The organism is Massilia sp. Root335 (assembly GCF_001425685.1).
In the GTDB taxonomy this organism is placed as follows: Bacteria; Pseudomonadota; Gammaproteobacteria; order Burkholderiales; family Burkholderiaceae_D; genus Telluria; species Telluria luteola.
The window spans coordinates 68,447-86,048 of the sequence record NZ_LMCY01000037.1 but is presented as its reverse complement, the minus strand read 5'-3'; the positions used below and the strand labels follow the sequence as shown (position 1 = coordinate 86,048).

At 62.4% G+C, this 17,602-nt stretch carries 10 protein-coding genes and 3 tRNA genes; 1 reads left to right on the top strand and 12 read right to left on the bottom strand.

Features of this window, described 5'->3' with window-relative positions; all coding sequences use genetic code 11:
* Positions 1–406 precede the first annotated feature (406 nt).
* Positions 407–3,271: a TonB-dependent receptor gene (locus ASC93_RS20060; protein ID WP_056446464.1), complete on the top strand. Its 2,865-nt coding sequence runs from the start codon at positions 407–409 to the stop codon at positions 3,269–3,271.
* Positions 3,272–3,345: 74 nt separating this feature from the next.
* Here ASC93_RS20060 and ASC93_RS20055 read toward each other — a convergent pair whose 3' ends face one another.
* The 12 genes from ASC93_RS20055 to ASC93_RS20000 form a co-directional block, all read right to left on the bottom strand.
* A complete protein-coding gene (locus ASC93_RS20055) occupies positions 3,346–3,774 on the bottom strand; it encodes a GNAT family N-acetyltransferase (RefSeq protein ID WP_056446462.1) in 429 nt (142 codons plus the stop codon).
* A 109-nt stretch (positions 3,775–3,883) separates the two neighbouring features.
* Entirely contained in the window at positions 3,884–5,800 is a 1,917-nt protein-coding gene (locus ASC93_RS20050; RefSeq protein ID WP_082548190.1) for a SurA N-terminal domain-containing protein, read from the bottom strand.
* A 201-nt stretch (positions 5,801–6,001) separates the two neighbouring features.
* Positions 6,002–6,078: transfer RNA gene (locus ASC93_RS20045), tRNA-Asp, on the bottom strand.
* Between the two features lie 53 nt (positions 6,079–6,131).
* Positions 6,132–6,208 (bottom strand) — tRNA-Asp (locus tag ASC93_RS20040).
* Between the two features lie 87 nt (positions 6,209–6,295).
* Entirely contained in the window at positions 6,296–6,619 is a 324-nt protein-coding gene (locus ASC93_RS20035; protein WP_162251935.1) for an HU family DNA-binding protein, read from the bottom strand.
* Between the two features lie 142 nt (positions 6,620–6,761).
* Complete coding sequence (gene lon, locus ASC93_RS20030; protein ID WP_056446447.1) at positions 6,762–9,173, bottom strand: endopeptidase La; 2,412 nt, start codon at positions 9,171–9,173, stop codon at positions 6,762–6,764.
* 269 nt (positions 9,174–9,442) lie between these two features.
* On the bottom strand, positions 9,443–10,711 hold the full coding sequence (gene clpX / locus ASC93_RS20025; protein ID WP_056129433.1) for an ATP-dependent Clp protease ATP-binding subunit ClpX: 1,269 nt from the start codon (positions 10,709–10,711) through the stop codon (positions 9,443–9,445).
* A 178-nt stretch (positions 10,712–10,889) separates the two neighbouring features.
* Positions 10,890–11,507 (bottom strand): ATP-dependent Clp endopeptidase proteolytic subunit ClpP, encoded by a 618-nt coding sequence (clpP, locus tag ASC93_RS20020; protein ID WP_082548189.1) that lies wholly within the window; start codon positions 11,505–11,507, stop codon positions 10,890–10,892.
* Between the two features lie 83 nt (positions 11,508–11,590).
* Entirely contained in the window at positions 11,591–12,931 is a 1,341-nt protein-coding gene (gene tig, locus ASC93_RS20015) for a trigger factor (RefSeq protein WP_056446441.1), read from the bottom strand.
* A gap of 32 nt (positions 12,932–12,963) precedes the next feature.
* Positions 12,964–13,050 (bottom strand) — tRNA-Leu (locus ASC93_RS20010).
* A 261-nt stretch (positions 13,051–13,311) separates the two neighbouring features.
* Positions 13,312–16,395, bottom strand: coding sequence for an efflux RND transporter permease subunit (locus ASC93_RS20005; RefSeq protein ID WP_056446438.1), 3,084 nt, complete (start codon positions 16,393–16,395; stop codon positions 13,312–13,314).
* Entirely contained in the window at positions 16,392–17,597 is a 1,206-nt protein-coding gene (locus ASC93_RS20000; RefSeq protein WP_082548188.1) for an efflux RND transporter periplasmic adaptor subunit, read from the bottom strand. The genes ASC93_RS20005 and ASC93_RS20000 overlap by 4 nt, the downstream gene beginning before the upstream one ends.
* Positions 17,598–17,602 lie beyond the last annotated feature (5 nt).

Here is a 17,602-nt window from a genome sequence, read left to right as displayed (position 1 = left end):
ATCCGTCTGTCGGCCGTGGCCGACTTTAATGCCGCCTCGTATCGGCCACGCCCCGACTGTTGTTTTTCCGTTCCGCCGGACGCTCCCCCGGGAATAATCGCAAGCGGTTCCTGAACTGCCTCGTATTCTTCGGTTCACCAGCCCGACACAATCCGACCGGGTGCGAGAACACGGTGCCGGACATAGACAATCCGACATTTCATATTCCAGACGAAACCGGCTTTTGCACGGTTTTTGGCAGGCGAACGACTTCCGATTTGTTACCCAGAAGACTACTGTGATATCGAAAGCGATATGGGAAACCTGGAAAAAATCATTGGATCGATCATTGCCGGATCTCTAAGATGGTTTTGGAGCAATGCCAGGTTGAGAAGCAATTTCCCATAACTAGAAACACAGGAGACGTATGAAATCGCATGTATCTGCACGCCCTTTGGCCTTGAAGCTGACCGTGATCGCGCTGATGGGCGCCGGCCTGGTCAGCAGCGCCTCGGTATGGGCGCAAGCGGCCGCCGAAAAAACGGAGCCGAATGACACCGCCACCGTGGTCGTCACGGGCGTCAAGGCATCGCTGATCAAGAGCCTGGCGATCAAGCGCACCAGCGACCAGGTCGTGGAATCGGTCGTTGCCGACGACATCGGCAAGCTGCCCGATAACAATGTCGTCGAAGCGCTGCAACGCGTGACGGGCATCCAGGTCACCGACCGCGCCGGCGGCGAAGTCGGCACCCTGTCCATTCGCGGCATGCCCGACGTTCAAACGACCTGGAACGGCCGCACCATTTTCACCGCCTCCGGCACGCAGGTTGCGCTCCAGGACATTCCGTCGACCCTGGTTCGCCAGATCGACGTCTACAAGACGCGCGACGCCAGCCAGCTGGAAACCGGGATCGCAGGCCAGATTGACGTCAAGTCGCTGCGGCCATTCGATTTCAAGGGTTCGAAAGTGTCGCTGTCGGCGCGAGAAACCTATCTCGATCCCGCGAAAAAGGCGAACCCGCAGCTCAGCGGCATGTTGAGCAACCGCTGGCAAACCGGCTACGGCGAATTCGGTGCCCTGGTCAATCTGTCGGATACCAAGACGAAATACCGCAACGAAAGTGTGACGCCGGGTGCGATGGTGCCGTTTGCCAGCCCGAATGCCGCCGAAGATCCCGCCGGTTACACGCCCCTGCAGCGCATTACCGACACCAGTATCTGGACGCCCGGCACCCGTACCGGCCTGCCGACCGCAGCGGGTTCGACGCTGAATTTCAATGGCAAGGCTTATCCGTATTACCTGTCGCGTGACGCCGTTTTCCAGAGCGACCTTCAGGGAGAGCGGGAACGTCCTTCCGCCAATATCGCCTTGCAGTGGAAACCGAACAGCGATTCGGTCTACACCTTCGAATCGATGTACAACGGTTATCGTAACAAGACCTTCAACAAGTTGCTGTTCAGCTTCGTCGACTGGTGGGGGGATCTCGGCAGCAACCCTGCGGGGTCGATCACGACGTTCCCGGGAACGAACATCATCAAGAGCCGTACGGTCGGTAGCGTCTACGGCTTCAACAGCGGCGACCTCACGACGTCGGCAACCGATTCCTACGTGTACGCCCTGAACGGCAAGTGGGACCTTGGCGACCGCCTGCGGCTGGACGGTGACCTGTCGTACCAGACCAGCACGTATCACTCGGAATTCACGGCCACCCGGATCGATCGCGTCGCACCGTCCATCAACGTCAACTTCAATGACGGCAGCAACAACACGGCGTTCCATTTCAACAACGATGCCGACCTGGCCGACCCGTCCAAGTGGAATGTGGCGCAGTTCTTCGATAACGCCAACCGCAACAAGGGCAGCGCCGCGACGGCCAGTCTGGCGGGCGTCTTCGATGCCGACTGGGGTGCGCTGCAGACGATCCAGTTCGGCGGGCGTTTCGACGACCGCAAGGCGTCGGAAGCGAACCGGACGCAATCGAGTGCGTTGAACCGCAACCTCGCCTCGCTGGGTTCGGCGTATGCCTCCACCAACGCGAACTTCGGCACGGGCATTTCGGACGTTCCGCGCACGTGGGTGGAGCCCAATGCCTACTACATCCGCGACCATATCGACGACTGGCGTACGCTCTTTAACTCGGTCGATCCGAATTTCCTGACGACGGATAAACTGAGCCTGCAGAAGACGTTCGACGTCGATGAAAAGACGACCAACCTGTTCCTGATGGGGAATACCCAGAACGACCTGTTCGGCCATCACCTGCGCGGCAATTTCGGCGTGCGCTACGTCAAGGTCAAGACCGACATGACCTTCTATAAGGTCGATGCCACCACCAAGGCGGTCACCGCGACCAGTGCCAGCAAGTCGACCAGCAAGCTCCTGCCGAGCATGACCCTGATTTACGACCCGTCCAAGGACGTCGTGCTGCGCTTGAACTATGGCGAAACCCTGCGCCGCCCGAACTTCGGTGATCTGAATCCGGTCTATCAACTCGGTGACGACGTGTCGAAGGTGGGTTACGGCTCGGGCAGCGGCGGCAATCCGGACCTGAAGCCGACGCAATCCAAGAACCTCGACCTGACAGCCGAGTGGTATTTCCAGAAGGACAGTGCAGTCTACGGTACCCTGTTCAAGCGCAAGATCGACGGCCTGGTCGTGAACCTGGCGCGCAAGATTCACGTCGATCCGGCGGATGACCCGTTCCGCAACTCGACCTCGGGTGGCGATCATACGAACGGCTATGACTACGTCATCAACTCGCCGACCAACGCCTCCAACGGCAAGATCAGCGGCGCCGAGCTCGGCTTCATCTACTTCCCGAAGGGGTTGCCGAGCCTGCTGGATGGCCTGGGCATCCAGGGCAGCTATACGCATCTCACCTCGTCGCAGAACGTGCCCGAGACCAATAGTGCCGGCGACATCATCTCGCAGCTCGAGACCCCGTTCTTCGGCGTGTCCAACCGCTCCTACAACGCCACCCTGGCTTACGAAAAGGGCCCGATCAGCGCGCGCCTGTCCCAAGTGTGGCGCTCCGGCTTCCTGGCCACCAACGAAGCGGCATTGTTCGCCAATCCGATCGGTATCTGGCGTCATCCGGAAAAGAGCGTGGACATGCAGATCACCTATAAAATCAACGACAACATGTCGTTCGATATCAGTGGTGTCAACCTGACCAACGAAGTGCAGCAGGCGTACTATCACTTCGGCGATGCGGGTAACGCGCAGGTGAGCAACTTCGGTACGCTCCAGATCGGACGTTCGGTCTCGGCCGCGCTCCGCTGGAAGATGTAAGCCGCGACGGTCGACAAGACCCGTCGGCCAGACAGGACGTTGCCCGGTTCACACCGGCAACGCCCTTTTTCATTTCACGGCGTGAGATAGCCTCGCGCCACCGCCTTCTCCGGCTCCTCGAAGATCGCCATCGCCGTCGTCATGCGCCGGAAGCCGTGGCGCGCATAAAAGCCTTCCTTGCCGGGCACCGCGTACAGGATGATCTTCGCATGCCCGCGCGACAGCTCGAGCAGTTGCGCGATCAGCTCGTTGCCCAGGCCGCGCCCCTGGTGGCTGGGCAGGATCGCGACGTCGCAGATGTAGGAGCAATCGAGGCCATCGGCCAGCGCGCGCCCCGCGGCCACCAGCACGCCGTCGTCGTAGGCGAAGCGGCGGAACATACTGTTCGAAAACACCGTCTTCAGGCGCGCCGGCGATTTCTCGCCCAGCGGGGCCTTGCGGTACAGGTCGGAAAGTTCGGTCCAGTCGACGGCGTCGAGTGAATCGGTCCAGGCCAGGGTCATGTCGTTCCCGTTACGTTGTTGATCGAACCACGATTGTAACGGCCGGCGCCTCGAAACGAAAAAGCCCGGTCCGCTCGCGCGGCCGGGCTTTCGTGTGACGCGTGCGGGATTACTCGGACTTGGTGCCCAGGTCCGCCGCCTTGACGTTGATCTTCGCCTTCGCCTTGTGCTTCAGCGCTTCGATGAAGCCGTACGTCTCGGCATTGCCGACGGCGCGGCCGATCTGCTCGGCTTCCTGCTTGCGGCGCGCCACGTCCGGCTGCGCGGGCTGGCTCACCTTGACGATGCGGTACACGCCGTAGCCCTGGCCCGGGATGTCGACGCCCACATAGGCCGGCAGCTTGCTCGCGTCGGCCTTGAGCACGGCGACCGCGGCCGTCTCGTTGATCGGCGGCTGCTTCGTGCGGGTGACGGTCTTGGCCTCGCCGAAGCCGGCCGCGTCGCCCGACGCCTTGGCGGCAGCCAGCTTCGCTTCGCCGGCCTGGCGTGCCAGGCGTTCTGCTTCTTCCAGCGTGACGCGCTGGCGGATCTGGGCTTCGACGTCGGCCAGCGGACGCTTCGTCGCCGGCTTGAACTCGACGACGCGTCCCACCACCAGCGTGCTCGGCGCCACTTCGACGGCTTCGGTGTTGCGCTTGTTGGTCAGCGCGTCGCTCGAGAAGATCGCCTTCAGGAATTTCTCGTTGTTGACGGGCGAGTTGCCCAAGGCCGGGTTCGGCGTACGGGTCAGGCCGTCGACGGTCTGGATGGTCAGCCCTAGCTTGTCCGCCACCGGCTTCAAGCTGTCCGATTGCTCGTACACCGTGTTCGAGAAGGTCTCGGCCAGCTCGGAATACTTGGCCGACATCTTGGCCTTCTTCAGTTCGGCGACGATCTCCGGCTTGGCGTCTTCCAGCGACTTCTGGGCTTCCGGCGCGATCTTCGTGATCTTGATGATGTGGTAGCCGAATTCCGAACGCACGAGACCGCTGACTTCGCCTTCCTTCAGGCCGTAGATCGCGTCTTCGACGGGCTTGACGAACACGCCCTTCTGCACGACGCCCAGGTCGCCGCCCAGCTCGGCCGAGCCCGGGTCCTGCGACTGTGCCTTGGCGATCCTGGCGAAGTCGTTCGGGTTCTTGCGCACTTCATCGAGGATGGCTTGCGCCTTGGCCTTCGCGGCGGCATCCTCGGCTGCCGAGGCACCCTTTTTGACGTTGATCAGGATGTGGCTGGCGGTGCGCTTTTCCGGCGTCGAGAAGCGCGCCTTGTTCTTGTTGTACGCGTCGGCGACCTCGGCATCCGAGACGGTGACCTGCTTCTCGACGACCGATGCGTCGAACACGACGTATTCGGCCTTGACGGATTCCGGCACCTGGAACTGGGTGGCGTGCTTGTCGTAATAAGCCTTCACCATGTCGTCCGTGACCTTGACCTGCGACGCGTAGTTCGCGGCCGGGAACAGCAGTTCCTGCACTTCGCGTTCCTCGTCGTTGATGTCCGACAGGCGGTTGGCGACGGTGCGCGGCGCGAACGCGGTCTGCTGCACGGAGCCGACGAGCTGCTGCACGGCCAGGTCGTGGCGCATGCGCTGGTCGAACATTTCCGGCGTCATGCCCTGGGCGGCCAGCGCGGCCTTGTAGCGGTCCATGTCGAACGTGCCGTCATCCTTGCGGAACGCCTGGATGTCGAGGATGGCCTTCTGCAGCGCGGCGTCGCCCACGGTCAGGTTCTTGTGGACGATCTCGGCGTTGATGGCGCGCTCGGCCACGAGCTGGTCCAGCACGGCCTGCTTCGCTTCGGGCGTGTCGAACAGTTTCTGGTCGAACTGGGCACCCATCATCTGGCGCGCCTGGTCGAGCTGACGGCGCTGCGCGCCTTCCCACTCCTGCTGGGTGATCGTTTTCCCGTCCACGGTCGCCACGCCATCGCTGCTGCCGCCGCGATTGTTGTAGCTGGTCACGCCGACCAGCACGAACGACGGCAGGATCAGCAGCAACAGGAGGAGCTGCATCAGCCGCTGGTGATTACGGATAAATTCAAACATGGTCAGCCAATCAAGGTTGAAAATGCGTTATCGAAAAAACTTAAAAAAAAAGGCGAACCTAGGTTCGCCTCTCTTTCAGTATCTGGCGGAGCGGACGGGGCTCGCCTACGTTCCGCAGGCCGCGGAGCCGCTTGCATGCGGCTCCCTTCGAGCCCCAGCCCGTGCCGCCCGCAGGGGCGACACTCTTTACTCCTGATAATCTGGCGGAGCGGACGGGGCTCGAACCCGCGACCCCCGGCGTGACAGGCCGGTATTCTAACCAACTGAACTACCGCTCCAAATTCGTGTATTTCGCAATCACTCCGCTACAGCCGACAAGGCCGATGTTTCGTGGCGGAGCGGACGGGACTCGAACCCGCGACCCCCGGCGTGACAGGCCGGTATTCTAACCAACTGAACTACCGCTCCACGAAATACTGGGTACTGCACACCTGGCCGAGGGCCGCGAGGCCCGGTAACCGGATGTTCCTGCTGCGTGTCAGCGCAGCGGAGGCATTAGTTTACTGCATCTTTCAGTGCTTTACCAGCCTTAAATTTCGGGACCTTGGCCGCCTTGATCTTGATGGCTTCCTTCGTGCGCGGATCGCGGCCCGTACGTGCGGCACGTTCGCCCACGGTGAAGGTGCCGAAGCCGACCAGCGTCACGCTGTCGTTGTTCTTCAGGGTATTGGTCACAGCAGTGATCATGGCATCGAGGGCGCGCGCCGCAGAAGCTTTGGTCAGGTCCGCGGACTTCGCGATTTCTTCGATCAGTTCAGTTTTGTTCACTTTCTTCCCTCGTTGTGCGTTCTGGACACGGCAGGCGCCACCGGGCCGGATTGACCCTCGGCAAAAAACCGCAAGGGCGTATTAAACAAGCCGACAATGCCTTGTGTCAAGTCACGCACGACCGACAGCGTGGACATCAATCGACATAAAAAAACGGCACCCGGAGGTGCCGTCTTCGCTTGCAAAAACAGGCTTAGTGCTTGACGACGCCGCCCTGCGCGTCGGTCGAGGTGGTCGCCACCGAGGACGAGGCCACGGCCGGCACCTCGACGATCGGCTGCGGCAGGCGCTCCAGGGCCACTTCCAGCACCTTTTCGATCCAGCGCACCGGCACGATCTCGAGCTTGTTCTTGACGTTGTCCGGAATGTCGGCCAGGTCCTTCACGTTCTGCTCCGGGATCAGGACGGTCTTGATGCCACCGCGCTGCGCCGCCAGCAGTTTTTCCTTGAGGCCGCCGATCGGCAGGACTTCACCGCGCAGCGTGATCTCGCCCGTCATCGCCACGTCGGCGCGCACCGGGATGCCGGTGAACACCGACACCAGCGCCGTCGTCAGGCCGATACCGGCGGACGGACCGTCCTTCGGCGTCGCGCCTTCCGGCAAGTGGACGTGGATGTCGGTCTTCTCGAACACCTCGGCCTTGATGCCCAGGCGCGCCGCACGGCTGCGCACGACGGTGCGAGCGGCTTCGATCGATTCCTTCATCACGTCGCCCAGCGTACCGGTGCGGATCACGGCGCCCTTGCCCGGCACCTGCACGGCTTCGATGGTCAACAGGTCGCCGCCCACTTCGGTCCATGCGAGACCCGACACCTGGCCGATCTGGTTCTCTTTCTCGGCCACGCCGAAATCGTAGCGGCGCACGCCCAGGAATTTATCCAGGTTCTTCGACGACACGATCACGCGCTTGTTGTCCTTCTTGAGCAGCAGCATCTTGACGACCTTGCGGCAGATCTTCGAGATTTCGCGCTCGACCGAACGCACGCCGGCTTCCCGGGTGTAGTAGCGGATGATGTCGCGGATCGCGGCCTCGTCGACCTTGATCTCCTCGTCCTTCAGGCCGTTCGCCTTGATCTGCTTCGGCAGCAGGTAGCGCTGCGCGATGCTGGTCTTTTCGTCCTCGGTGTAACCCGACAGGCGGATCACTTCCATCCGGTCCAGCAGTGCCGGCGGGATGTTGAACGAATTCGACGTCGCCACGAACATCACGTCCGACAGGTCGAAGTCGACCTCGACGTAGTGGTCCGAGAACGTGTGGTTCTGGGCCGGGTCCAGCACTTCGAGCAGGGCCGACGACGGATCGCCGCGGAAGTCCGCGCCCATCTTGTCGATCTCGTCCAGCAGGAACAGCGGGTTGCGCACGCCGACCTTCGCCAGCGACTGCAGCACCTTGCCCGGCATCGAACCGATGTAGGTACGGCGGTGGCCGCGGATCTCGGCTTCGTCGCGCACGCCGCCCAGCGCCATGCGGACGTACTTGCGGTTCGTCGCGCGGGCGATCGACTCGCCCAGCGACGTCTTGCCGACGCCCGGAGGACCGACGAAGCACAGGATCGGGGCCTTCAGCTTGTCGACGCGCTGTTGCACCGCGAGATATTCAAGGATGCGTTCCTTGATCTTGTCGAGGCCGTAGTGATCGGCTTCCAGGACTTCCTGGGCCTTTTCCAGGTCGATCGTGACCTTGGATTTCTTTTTCCACGGCAGCGAGACCAGCGTGTCGATGTAATTGCGCACGACGGTGGCTTCGGCCGACATCGGCGACATCAGCTTGAGCTTCTTGATCTCGGCCTGGGCCTTTTCCAGGGCTTCCTTCGGCATCTTGGCGGCGATGACCTTCTTCTCGAGTTCCTCGATGTCGGCACCCTCTTCGCCTTCGCCCAATTCCTTCTGGATGGCCTTGACCTGTTCGTTCAGGTAATACTCGCGCTGCGATTTCTCCATCTGGCGCTTGACGCGGCCGCGGATGCGCTTTTCGACCTGCAGGATATCCAGCTCGCCTTCCAGCTGGCCGAGCAGATGCTCCAGGCGCTTGGCGACGTTGAAGATTTCGAGGATGACCTGTTTCTGCTCGAGTTTCAGCGGCAGGTGGGCGGCGACGGTATCGGCCAGGCGGCCGGCATCGTCGATACCGGCCAGCGACGCCAGGATCTCGGGCGGGATCTTCTTGTTCAGTTTGACGTACTGGTCGAACTGCTGGACGATCGCGCGGCGCATCGCCTCGACTTCGGAGTCGTCGCCGATTTCCGAATTGATCGGGGTCAGGTCGGCGATGAAATGGCTCGGACCGTCGTTGATGTTCGTGATTTTTGCGCGCTGCGCGCCTTCGACCAGCACCTTCACGGTGCCGTCGGGCAGCTTCAGCATTTGCAGAATATTGGCCACGCAGCCGATCTCGTAGATGTCTGCGGCCGAAGGCTCGTCCTTGGCAGCGGCCTTTTGGGCTGCGAGCATGATGCTCTTGCCCTGTTCCATGGCAGCTTCGAGCGCCTTGATGGATTTCGGGCGGCCGACGAACAGCGGTATCACCATATGCGGAAACACGACCACGTCGCGCAGCGGCAGGAGGGGCAGCGTCATTTGCTCGGTCAATTTGGAAGTTGTCATGGCATACCTTATAGAAAGCGTGTTGACGATGTGGGGAGCGCACCGTCGAATCACAAGACCGGCCCAATAAATATTTTCTACAAGTAAAAAACTTTAACTTGATACGAATAATAGCCGTTTCTACAAAAGCGGAGGATTCAAATAAAAAAGCCACTTCACAGCGTCTGCCGCGAGTGGCTTTTCGATTGAAGCCGTCTTTTGTTGAGATTGATTGTACCGCCTCAACTCAACGATTCAATACCTTTGTTGTGTTTGCGCCCGGAAATTTTTCAGTTCTCGCCGGCAGCCTTCGGCGATTCACTGTAAATCAGCAAAGGTTTCGCGCCATTCGTGATCGTATTTTCATCGATTACGACTTTCACGACATTTTGCTGGCTCGGCAATTCATACATCACGTCGAGCAGGGCGTGTTCCAGGATGGAGCGCAGGCCGCGCGCACCGGTCTTGCGCGCCAATGCCTTTTTCGCAATCGCGTGCAGGGCCGCCGGGCGGATTTCCAGTTCGGCGCCTTCCATATCCAGCAGTTTCGAATACTGCTTGATAAGGGCGTTTTTCGGCTCGACCAGGATCTGGATCAAAGCTTCTTCCGTCAGTTCGCTCAGCGTAGCTACGACCGGCAGACGGCCGACAAGTTCCGGGATGAGGCCGAACTTGATCAGGTCTTCCGGTTCCGCTTCCAGCAGGATATCGCTGACGGAACGCTGGGTCTGGCTCTTGACGCTGGCCGCGAAGCCGATGCCGCTCTTTTCCGAACGGTTCTGGATGATCTTGTCCAGGCCGTCGAATGCGCCGCCGCAGATGAACATGATGTTCGTCGTGTCGATCTGCACGAAATCCTGGTTCGGGTGCTTGCGGCCGCCTTGCGGGGGCACCGAGGCCATCGTGCCTTCGATCAGCTTCAGCAGCGCCTGCTGGACGCCCTCGCCCGACACGTCGCGGGTGATGGACGGGTTGTCCGACTTGCGCGAGATCTTGTCGATCTCATCGATGTAGACGATGCCGCGCTGGGCCTTCTCGACTTCGTAGTTGCAGCTCTGCAGCAGCTTCTGGATGATGTTCTCGACGTCCTCGCCGACATAGCCGGCTTCCGTCAGCGTGGTCGCGTCGGCGATCACGAACGGGACGTTCAGCATGCGTGCCAGGGTCTGGGCCAGCAGGGTCTTGCCGGAACCGGTGGGACCGACGAGCAGGATATTGCTCTTCGCCAGTTCGACATCGTCCTTCTTGCCCAGGTGCTTCAGGCGCTTGTAATGGTTGTACACCGCCACCGACAGGATGCGCTTCGCAGTCTGCTGGCCGATGACGTATTGATCGAGCAGCTCGGCGATCTCGTGCGGCGTCGGCAGGTCGGACTTGGCGCCCGCCACCGATTCCACGTTCGAGGTCTCATCGCGGATGATGTCATTGCACAAGTCGATGCACTCGTCGCAAATGAAGACCGAAGGCCCTGCGATGAGCTTCTTGACCTCGTGCTGGCTCTTGCCGCAGAACGAGCAGTACAGGAGTTTTTCGCCGCTAGAGGATTTTTTGTCTGACATGGGGCAGGTTTCTGTTGAATTGCTATGAATATAACGCTAATACGAGGGCGCAACAAGTGCACACGACTCCATGCTACCCGATTTGAAAACAAAACGCCCGAAGCGCTGTCGCGTCCGGGCGTATTTGAGCAACAGTTGTCGAGTGCTAAACGCGATCTCGGAAATCCGTTGAAGAACCTCAGCCGCGGTTCGTCAGGACCTTATCGATGAGGCCATATTCGACGGCCTCGTCGCTCGACATGAAACGGTCGCGGTCGGTATCCTTGTGGATCTGCTCGATCGTCTGGCCGGTGTTGTCCGCCATGATGCGGGCCAGGCGTTCACGCAGGTACAGGATTTCCTTGGCCTGGATCTCGATGTCCGACGCCATGCCCTGCGAACCACCGGACGGCTGGTGGATCATGACACGCGAGTTCGGCAGCGAGAAACGCTTGCCCTTGGCGCCGGCGGCCAGCAGGAACGCGCCCATCGAGGCGGCCAGGCCGGTGCACAGCGTCGACACGTCGGGCTTGATGAAGTTCATCGTGTCGAAGATGGCGAGGCCGGCCGACACCGAACCGCCCGGCGAGTTGATGTACAGCGAGATGTCCTTGTCCGGATTCTCGCTTTCCAGGAACAGCAACTGGGCCACGATGAGGTTGGCCATCTGGTCGTTGACAGGGCCGACCAGGAAAATCACGCGCTCCTTCAGCAGGCGCGAGTAGATGTCGTAGGCGCGCTCGCCGCGGCCGCTCTGCTCGATCACCATCGGCACGAGGCCGAGGGCTTGGGTATCCAATGCAGGATTACGATTCATACCTGTCAGTTCCTTTGTAAAAGTTACGAAGCCGCACTATCCCATCCCCGCAAGGACGTTGTCGCACGGCTTCATCAAGGAAATTACGCCTGGGCGGCGCTTCCCATCAGTTCGTCAAAGGCGATGTCCTTGGTCGTCACCTTTGCCTTGCCGAGCACATAGTTAACGACGTTTTCTTCCAATACAAGAGCTTCCACTTCGCCCAGGCGGCGACGGTCGCTGTAGTAGTACTTCAGGACTTCCTTCGGATCTTCGTAGCTCTGCGAGAAGTCCTCGATCTGGGCCTTCACCTGGTCCTGGGTAGCTTGCAGGCTGTTTTCCTGGACCAGTTGGGACAGGATCAGACCCAGGCGCACGCGGCGCTCGGCCTTGGTGGCGAACAGGTCGGCCGGGAACGGCAGGCTCTTGACGTCCATGCCGCGCTGGGCCATGTCCTGGCGGGTCTGCTCGGCCAGGCGCTGCGAATCCTGCTCGATCATGACCTTCGGCACGTCCATTTCGGTGTGCTTGACGAGGGCGTCCATCACGGCTTCCTTGTTGCGGGCCTTGATGCGGGCGTTGACTTCACGCTCCAGGTTGACCTTGATGTCTTCGCGCATCTTTTCGATGCTGCCGTCTTCGATACCCAGCGACTTGGCGAATTCGGCATCGACTTCCGGCAGGTGCGCCCATTCCAGCTTCTTCAGCGTGATGGTGAACTCGGCGGTTTTACCGGCCACGTCCTTGCCATGGTAGTCTTCCGGGAAAGCCAGCGGGAAGGTCTTGCTCTCGCCGACTTTCAGGCCGACGGTCGCGGCTTCGAATTCCGGCAGCATGCGGCCTTCGCCCAGCACGAATGCGTAGTCTTCGGCTTTACCGCCCGGGAATTCGACGTTGTCGATGACGCCGACGAAGTCCACGGTCGCGCGGTCGCCGTTGGCGGCCACAGGCTCGCCGCCGTCGCCGTGCTCGCCGGCTTCGCCCTTGGTGTGGAAGTGCACGCGCTGCTTGCGCAGGATGTCGATGGTCTTGTCGATTTCAGCGTCGGTGACGTCGGTCTTGACGGTTTCGATCTCGACGTCGGCCAGCGCCGGCAGCGTGACTTCCGGGTAGACTTCGAACGTCGCGTCGAAGGACAGCATGCCTTCCGGCGCGTCCTGCTTCGGCTCGATTTTCGGCATGCCGGCAACGCGCAGCTGGGCTTCGTCGGCGGCGACGCTGAAGGCCTGGCCGACCTTGTCGTTCAGCACGTCGGACTCGATCTGGTAGCCGTACTGCGCGGCGACCATCTTCAGTGGCACCTTGCCCGGACGGAAGCCCGGAGCACGAGCGGTCTTGGCCTGCTTCTTGAGGCGCTTTTCAACTTCCGTACGTACGTCGCTCAGCGGAAAAGAGATCGTCAAGCGACGCTCGAGTTTACCCAGGTTTTCGACAGCAGTTGCCATTGTAAAAATCGTCCAAAAAAATTAATTATTCGTGGTGCGAGGAAGGGGACTCGAACCCCTACACCATTGCTGGCGTCAGGACCTAAACCTGGTGCGTCTACCAATTTCGCCATCCTCGCTCAGGATTGCTCATCTTGCCACAAAAACAAAGGGCGCCCGACAATGAAACCGGCCGCCCTGAATCCAATGTCTAGGGGCTACAACTTCAACCCGATATTTTACTGGATTTTCTGACACGATTGGGCAGTTTTTAATTCGTATTAAATCGCCCCATATATCAAGGATTTACGTAGGGTGGGCTCCCCGAGCCCACGGAAACGATTGCGTCACGCCGGCGTTTGCGTCATGCCGGCGTAACGCGTGGGCACAGGGTGCCCACCCTACGCGGGCACCGGCCGCTTCACGCGGAACCACGCCGCATACAGCGCCGGCAGGAACAGCAGCGTGAGCGCCGTCGCCACCAGCAGCCCGCCCATGATCGCCACCGCCATCGGCCCCCAGAACACCGAGCGCGACAGCGGAATCATCGCCAGCGCCGCCGCGGCCGCCGTCAGCAGGATCGGCCGGCAGCGCCGCACGGCGCTCTCGACGATCGCATCCCACGGTGCGTGCCCGGCCGCGATGTCCTTCTCGATCTGGTCGACGAGGATCACCGAATTGCGCACCACCATGCCGAACAGCGCGATCACGCCGAGGTTGGCGACGAAGCCGAACGGCTCGTGCGACACCAGCAGCGCCATCGCCGCGCCGGCGATGCCCAGCGGGCCCGTGAGGAAGACCATCACGGCGCGCGAGAAGCTGTGCAGCTGCAGCATCAGGAGGGTGAACACGATGAACAGCACGAGCGGCACGTTGGCGGCAATCGAGTCCTCCGCCGTCGAACTGTTCGCCGCCGCGCCTTCGAGCTTGATGCGGTAGCCGGCCGGCAGCTTCGCGCGCAGCGCCGCCAGCTTCGCGCCGACCTGGTCGGACACGGTCGGCCCCTGCACGCCCTCGACGACGTCGGACTGGACCATGATCGCCCACTCGCGCCCATAGCGCTGCACGACGCCAGGCTCCCACACGAACTCGATGCGCGCGAGCTGCGACAGCGGCACGGCCTTGCCGGACGGCGTCGCCACGTTCGTGTTCGCCAGCACGGACATGCTCGAGCGCTCGTTCAACGGCTGGCGCACGACGATGTCGATCAGGCGGTTACTCTCGCGGAACTGGCCCACCGTCGTCCCAGACAGCACGGTGGCGACCGTGCGCCGCACCGCCTGCGACGTGACGCCCAGCGCGCGCAGCTTGTCCTGGTCGAGGTCGAGGCGCAGCACTTTCACGGATTCGTTCCAGTTGTCGTTGACGCCCACCGTGTTCGGATTGGCGATCATGATCTCCTTCACCTGGTCCGCGACCTTGCGCACGACGCCGATGTCGGGCCCCATCACCTGGAACTGGACGGGATACGGCACGGGCGGGCCGTTCGGCAGCAGTTTCACGCGCCCGCGCACTTCCGGGAAATCGGTCTTGAACAGGTTCTCGATCTTGTGGCGCAGGGCTTCGCGCTGGGCGACCGTCTTCGGCAGCACGACGAACTGCGACACGTTCGACGCGGGGAAGATCTGGTCCAGCGGCAGGTAGAAGCGCGGGCTGCCGGTGCCGATGTACGACGTCACGCTGTCCGTCTCCGGCTGCGCGCGCGCGAAGCGCTCGAACTTCTTCGCCAGCGCCTCGTTGACGGCGAAGCTGGTGCCTTCCGGCGTCCACATCTCCACCATCAGCTCGGGGCGGCTGGAATCCGGGAAGAACTGCTTTTCGATGAACTTGAAGCCGAACACGCCCAGCAGGAACACGGCCAGCGACAGCGCGATGGTCGTCATGCGCCATTCCACGCAGCGGTCGACGAGGCGGCGGAAGCGCGCATACAGCGGCGTGTCGTACACGTCGTGGTGGCCGTGGCCGTGCGGCTGCACGCGCAGCAGGATGAAGCCGATGTACGGCGTGAACGTGACGGCGACGACCCACGACACGACGAGCGCGATCGCGTTCACGGAAAACATCGCGAACGTGTACTCGCCGGCCGCCGATTTCGCCAGGCCGATCGGCAGGAAGCCCGCCGCCGTGATCAGGGTCCCCGTCAGCATCGGGAACGCGGTCGACGTGTAGGCGAACGTGGCCGCGTCGAAGCGCGACATGCCCTCCTCCATCTTCCGCACCATCATCTCGACGGCGATGATGGCGTCGTCCACGAGCAGGCCGAGCGCGATGATCAGGGCGCCCAGCGAGATCTTGTGCAGCGAGATGTCGAACACGCGCATGAACAGGAACGTGATCGCCAGCACCAGCGGGATCGTCAGCGCCACGACGAGGCCGGGCCGCACGTCCAGCCGCAGTTTCGGCTTCTGGTGCAGGCCGAGGGCGACGAACGACACGCCGAGCACGATGACGATTGCCTCGATCAGGCTGCTCATGAATTCGCCGACGGAAGCCTTGACGGCCGCCGGCTGGTTCGATACGCGTTCCAGTTCGATGCCGACCGGGAGCTGGCTCTTGATGTGCTCCACCGTCTTTTCCAGGCCCTTGCCCAGCTCGATGATATTGCCGCCCTTTTCCATCGACACGCCCAGGCCGATCACTTCCTTGCCGTTGAAGCGCATCTTGTCGTGCGGCGGGTCGGCGTACGCACGCTGGATGGTGGCGAAGTCACCGAGGCGGAACGTCGTGTTCCCTGCGCGCAGGCTCAGGTCTTCCAGCTGCTTGATGGTCTTCAGGCCGCCCGTCACGCGCACCTGCAGGTTCTCCATCGGCGTGACGAGCACACCGGCCGACTCGATGCCGTTCTGCGTCGCGATCTGGTTCACGATCTGCTCGAACGGCACGCCCAGCTGCGCGAATTTCTGCTGCGAGAACAGGATGTTGACCTTCTCTTCCTGCACGCCGAACTGCTCCACCTTCGCGACCAGCGGCACCGCGAGCAGCTGCTGGCGCACGAAGTCGGCGTAGTCGCGCATCTCGGCGTACGTGAAGCCGTCGCCGGACAGCGCGAAGATCGAGCCGTACGTGTCGCCGAATTCGTCGTTGAAGAACGGCCCGACCACGCCCGGCGGCAGCGTCCCCGCGATGTCGCCGACCTTCTTGCGCACCTGGTACCAGATGCCGGGGACGTCCTTCGGCGGCGACGATTCGCGCAGTTCGAGGATGATGGTCGTCTCGCCCGGCTTGGAAAAACTGCGCAGCTTGTCGACGTACGGCGTCTCCTGCAGCTTTCTCTCCAGTTTATCCGCGACCTGCTGGGCCATCTGCACGGCCGTGGCGCCGGGCCAGTACGCGGTGATCACCATCGCGCGGAAGGTGAACGGCGGGTCCTCGTCCTGGCCCAGCTTGCCGTAGCTGATGATGCCGCCGATGAGCAGCGCGGCGATCAGGTAGCGGGTCAGCGGGATGTGTTCCAGCGCCCAGCGCGACAGGTTGAAACCCTTCATTTCGCTGCCCCAGCGGCGGCTTGCCCGGCCGGTGCGGCTTGCCCGACGGGTGTCCCCCGGACACCCGTCGCCTCGGCCTCCGCATCGCCGCGGCGGGCCACGTCGGCCGCCAGCACCTTGACCTTCTGGCCCGGCTTGAGCAGGTTGACGCCCGCGGTGACGATGGTCTGGCCCGGCTTCACGCCGCCGGCCAGCAGCACGTCGTTGCCGTCGACGCCGCCCACCTGCACTGGCACGAGGCGCACCGCGCCGTTCTCGATCAGCCACACGGAGGTCGCGCCCTTGTTCTGGTACAGCGCCGACAACGGCACCTTGATCGCCGATCCGCCGCCGCCGGCCTGGGCCAGCCGGACCACGGCCGTCATGCCGAGGCGGATGTCGTCGCGCGCCGGGATCGACACCTTCACCGTGTAGGTGCGCGTGGCCGGATCGGCCACCGGCGACACTTCACGGATCTTGCCGTCGATGCTGCGGTTCGGATCGGCCCACAGCCTGACCTTCACGGTGCTCACATGGCGCAGCTCGTCGACCTGGTCTTCCGGCACGCCGATCACCACTTCCTTTTCGTCGGTCCGCGCCACGCGCACGACGGGCGTACCCGCCTGCACGACCTGGCCGACCTCGGCGTCGATGCCGGTGACGACGCCGTCCGTGTCCGATTCGAGGCTGGCGTAACCGGTCTGGTTGGCCTGTTCGCGCAACGCCGCGCGGGCCGCTTCCACGGTCGCCTGCGCCGAATGCGCGGCCGCCAGCTTCTGGTCGAGCACCGCCTGGGCGACGAAGTTCTGGCTGCGCAGGTCCTGGTAGCGCTTGAGGTCCGCGCGCGCCAGGTCGTAATTCGTCTGCGCCGCGCGCAGGTTGGCCTGGGCCTGGGCCTGGCCGAGGCGCAGGTCTTGCGGGTCCAGCTGCATCAGCACCTGGCCGCGCTTGACGACCGTGCCCACGTCGACCTTGCGCGCGCTGATCTTGCCGCCCACACGGAAGCCGAGCCGCGACTCGTAGCGCGGGCGCACGTCGCCGGAAAATTCCGCCGACGTGCCGACCGTGCCCGTCGCCAGCGTGAGCGCGCGCACGGGGCGCACGTCCTCAGGCGGCGCGTCGTTGCGGGAACACCCGGCCAGCAGCGCCGCGGCGAGGGTCAGGGAAAGGACGAACGGTGCGGCGCCGCGCGGCCGCAGGGACATCGAGAGAAAAGCAGGCATTGGTT

What these genes read in the sequence shown, in the direction of transcription:
- ASC93_RS20060 (WP_056446464.1), top strand. Translation starts at nt 407, where the DNA reads ATGAAATCGCATGTATCTGCACGCCCTTTGGCCTTGAAGCTGACCGTG.
- ASC93_RS20055 (WP_056446462.1), bottom strand. Translation starts at nt 3,774, where the DNA reads ATGACCCTGGCCTGGACCGATTCACTCGACGCCGTCGACTGGACCGAA.
- ASC93_RS20050 (WP_082548190.1), bottom strand. Translation starts at nt 5,800, where the DNA reads ATGTTTGAATTTATCCGTAATCACCAGCGGCTGATGCAGCTCCTCCTG.
- lon (WP_056446447.1), bottom strand. Translation starts at nt 9,173, where the DNA reads ATGACAACTTCCAAATTGACCGAGCAAATGACGCTGCCCCTCCTGCCG.
- clpX (WP_056129433.1), bottom strand. Translation starts at nt 10,711, where the DNA reads ATGTCAGACAAAAAATCCTCTAGCGGCGAAAAACTCCTGTACTGCTCG.
- clpP (WP_082548189.1), bottom strand. Translation starts at nt 11,507, where the DNA reads ATGAATCGTAATCCTGCATTGGATACCCAAGCCCTCGGCCTCGTGCCG.
- tig (WP_056446441.1), bottom strand. Translation starts at nt 12,931, where the DNA reads ATGGCAACTGCTGTCGAAAACCTGGGTAAACTCGAGCGTCGCTTGACG.
- ASC93_RS20005 (WP_056446438.1), bottom strand. Translation starts at nt 16,395, where the DNA reads ATGAAGGGTTTCAACCTGTCGCGCTGGGCGCTGGAACACATCCCGCTG.
- ASC93_RS20000 (WP_082548188.1), bottom strand. Translation starts at nt 17,597, where the DNA reads ATGCCTGCTTTTCTCTCGATGTCCCTGCGGCCGCGCGGCGCCGCACCG.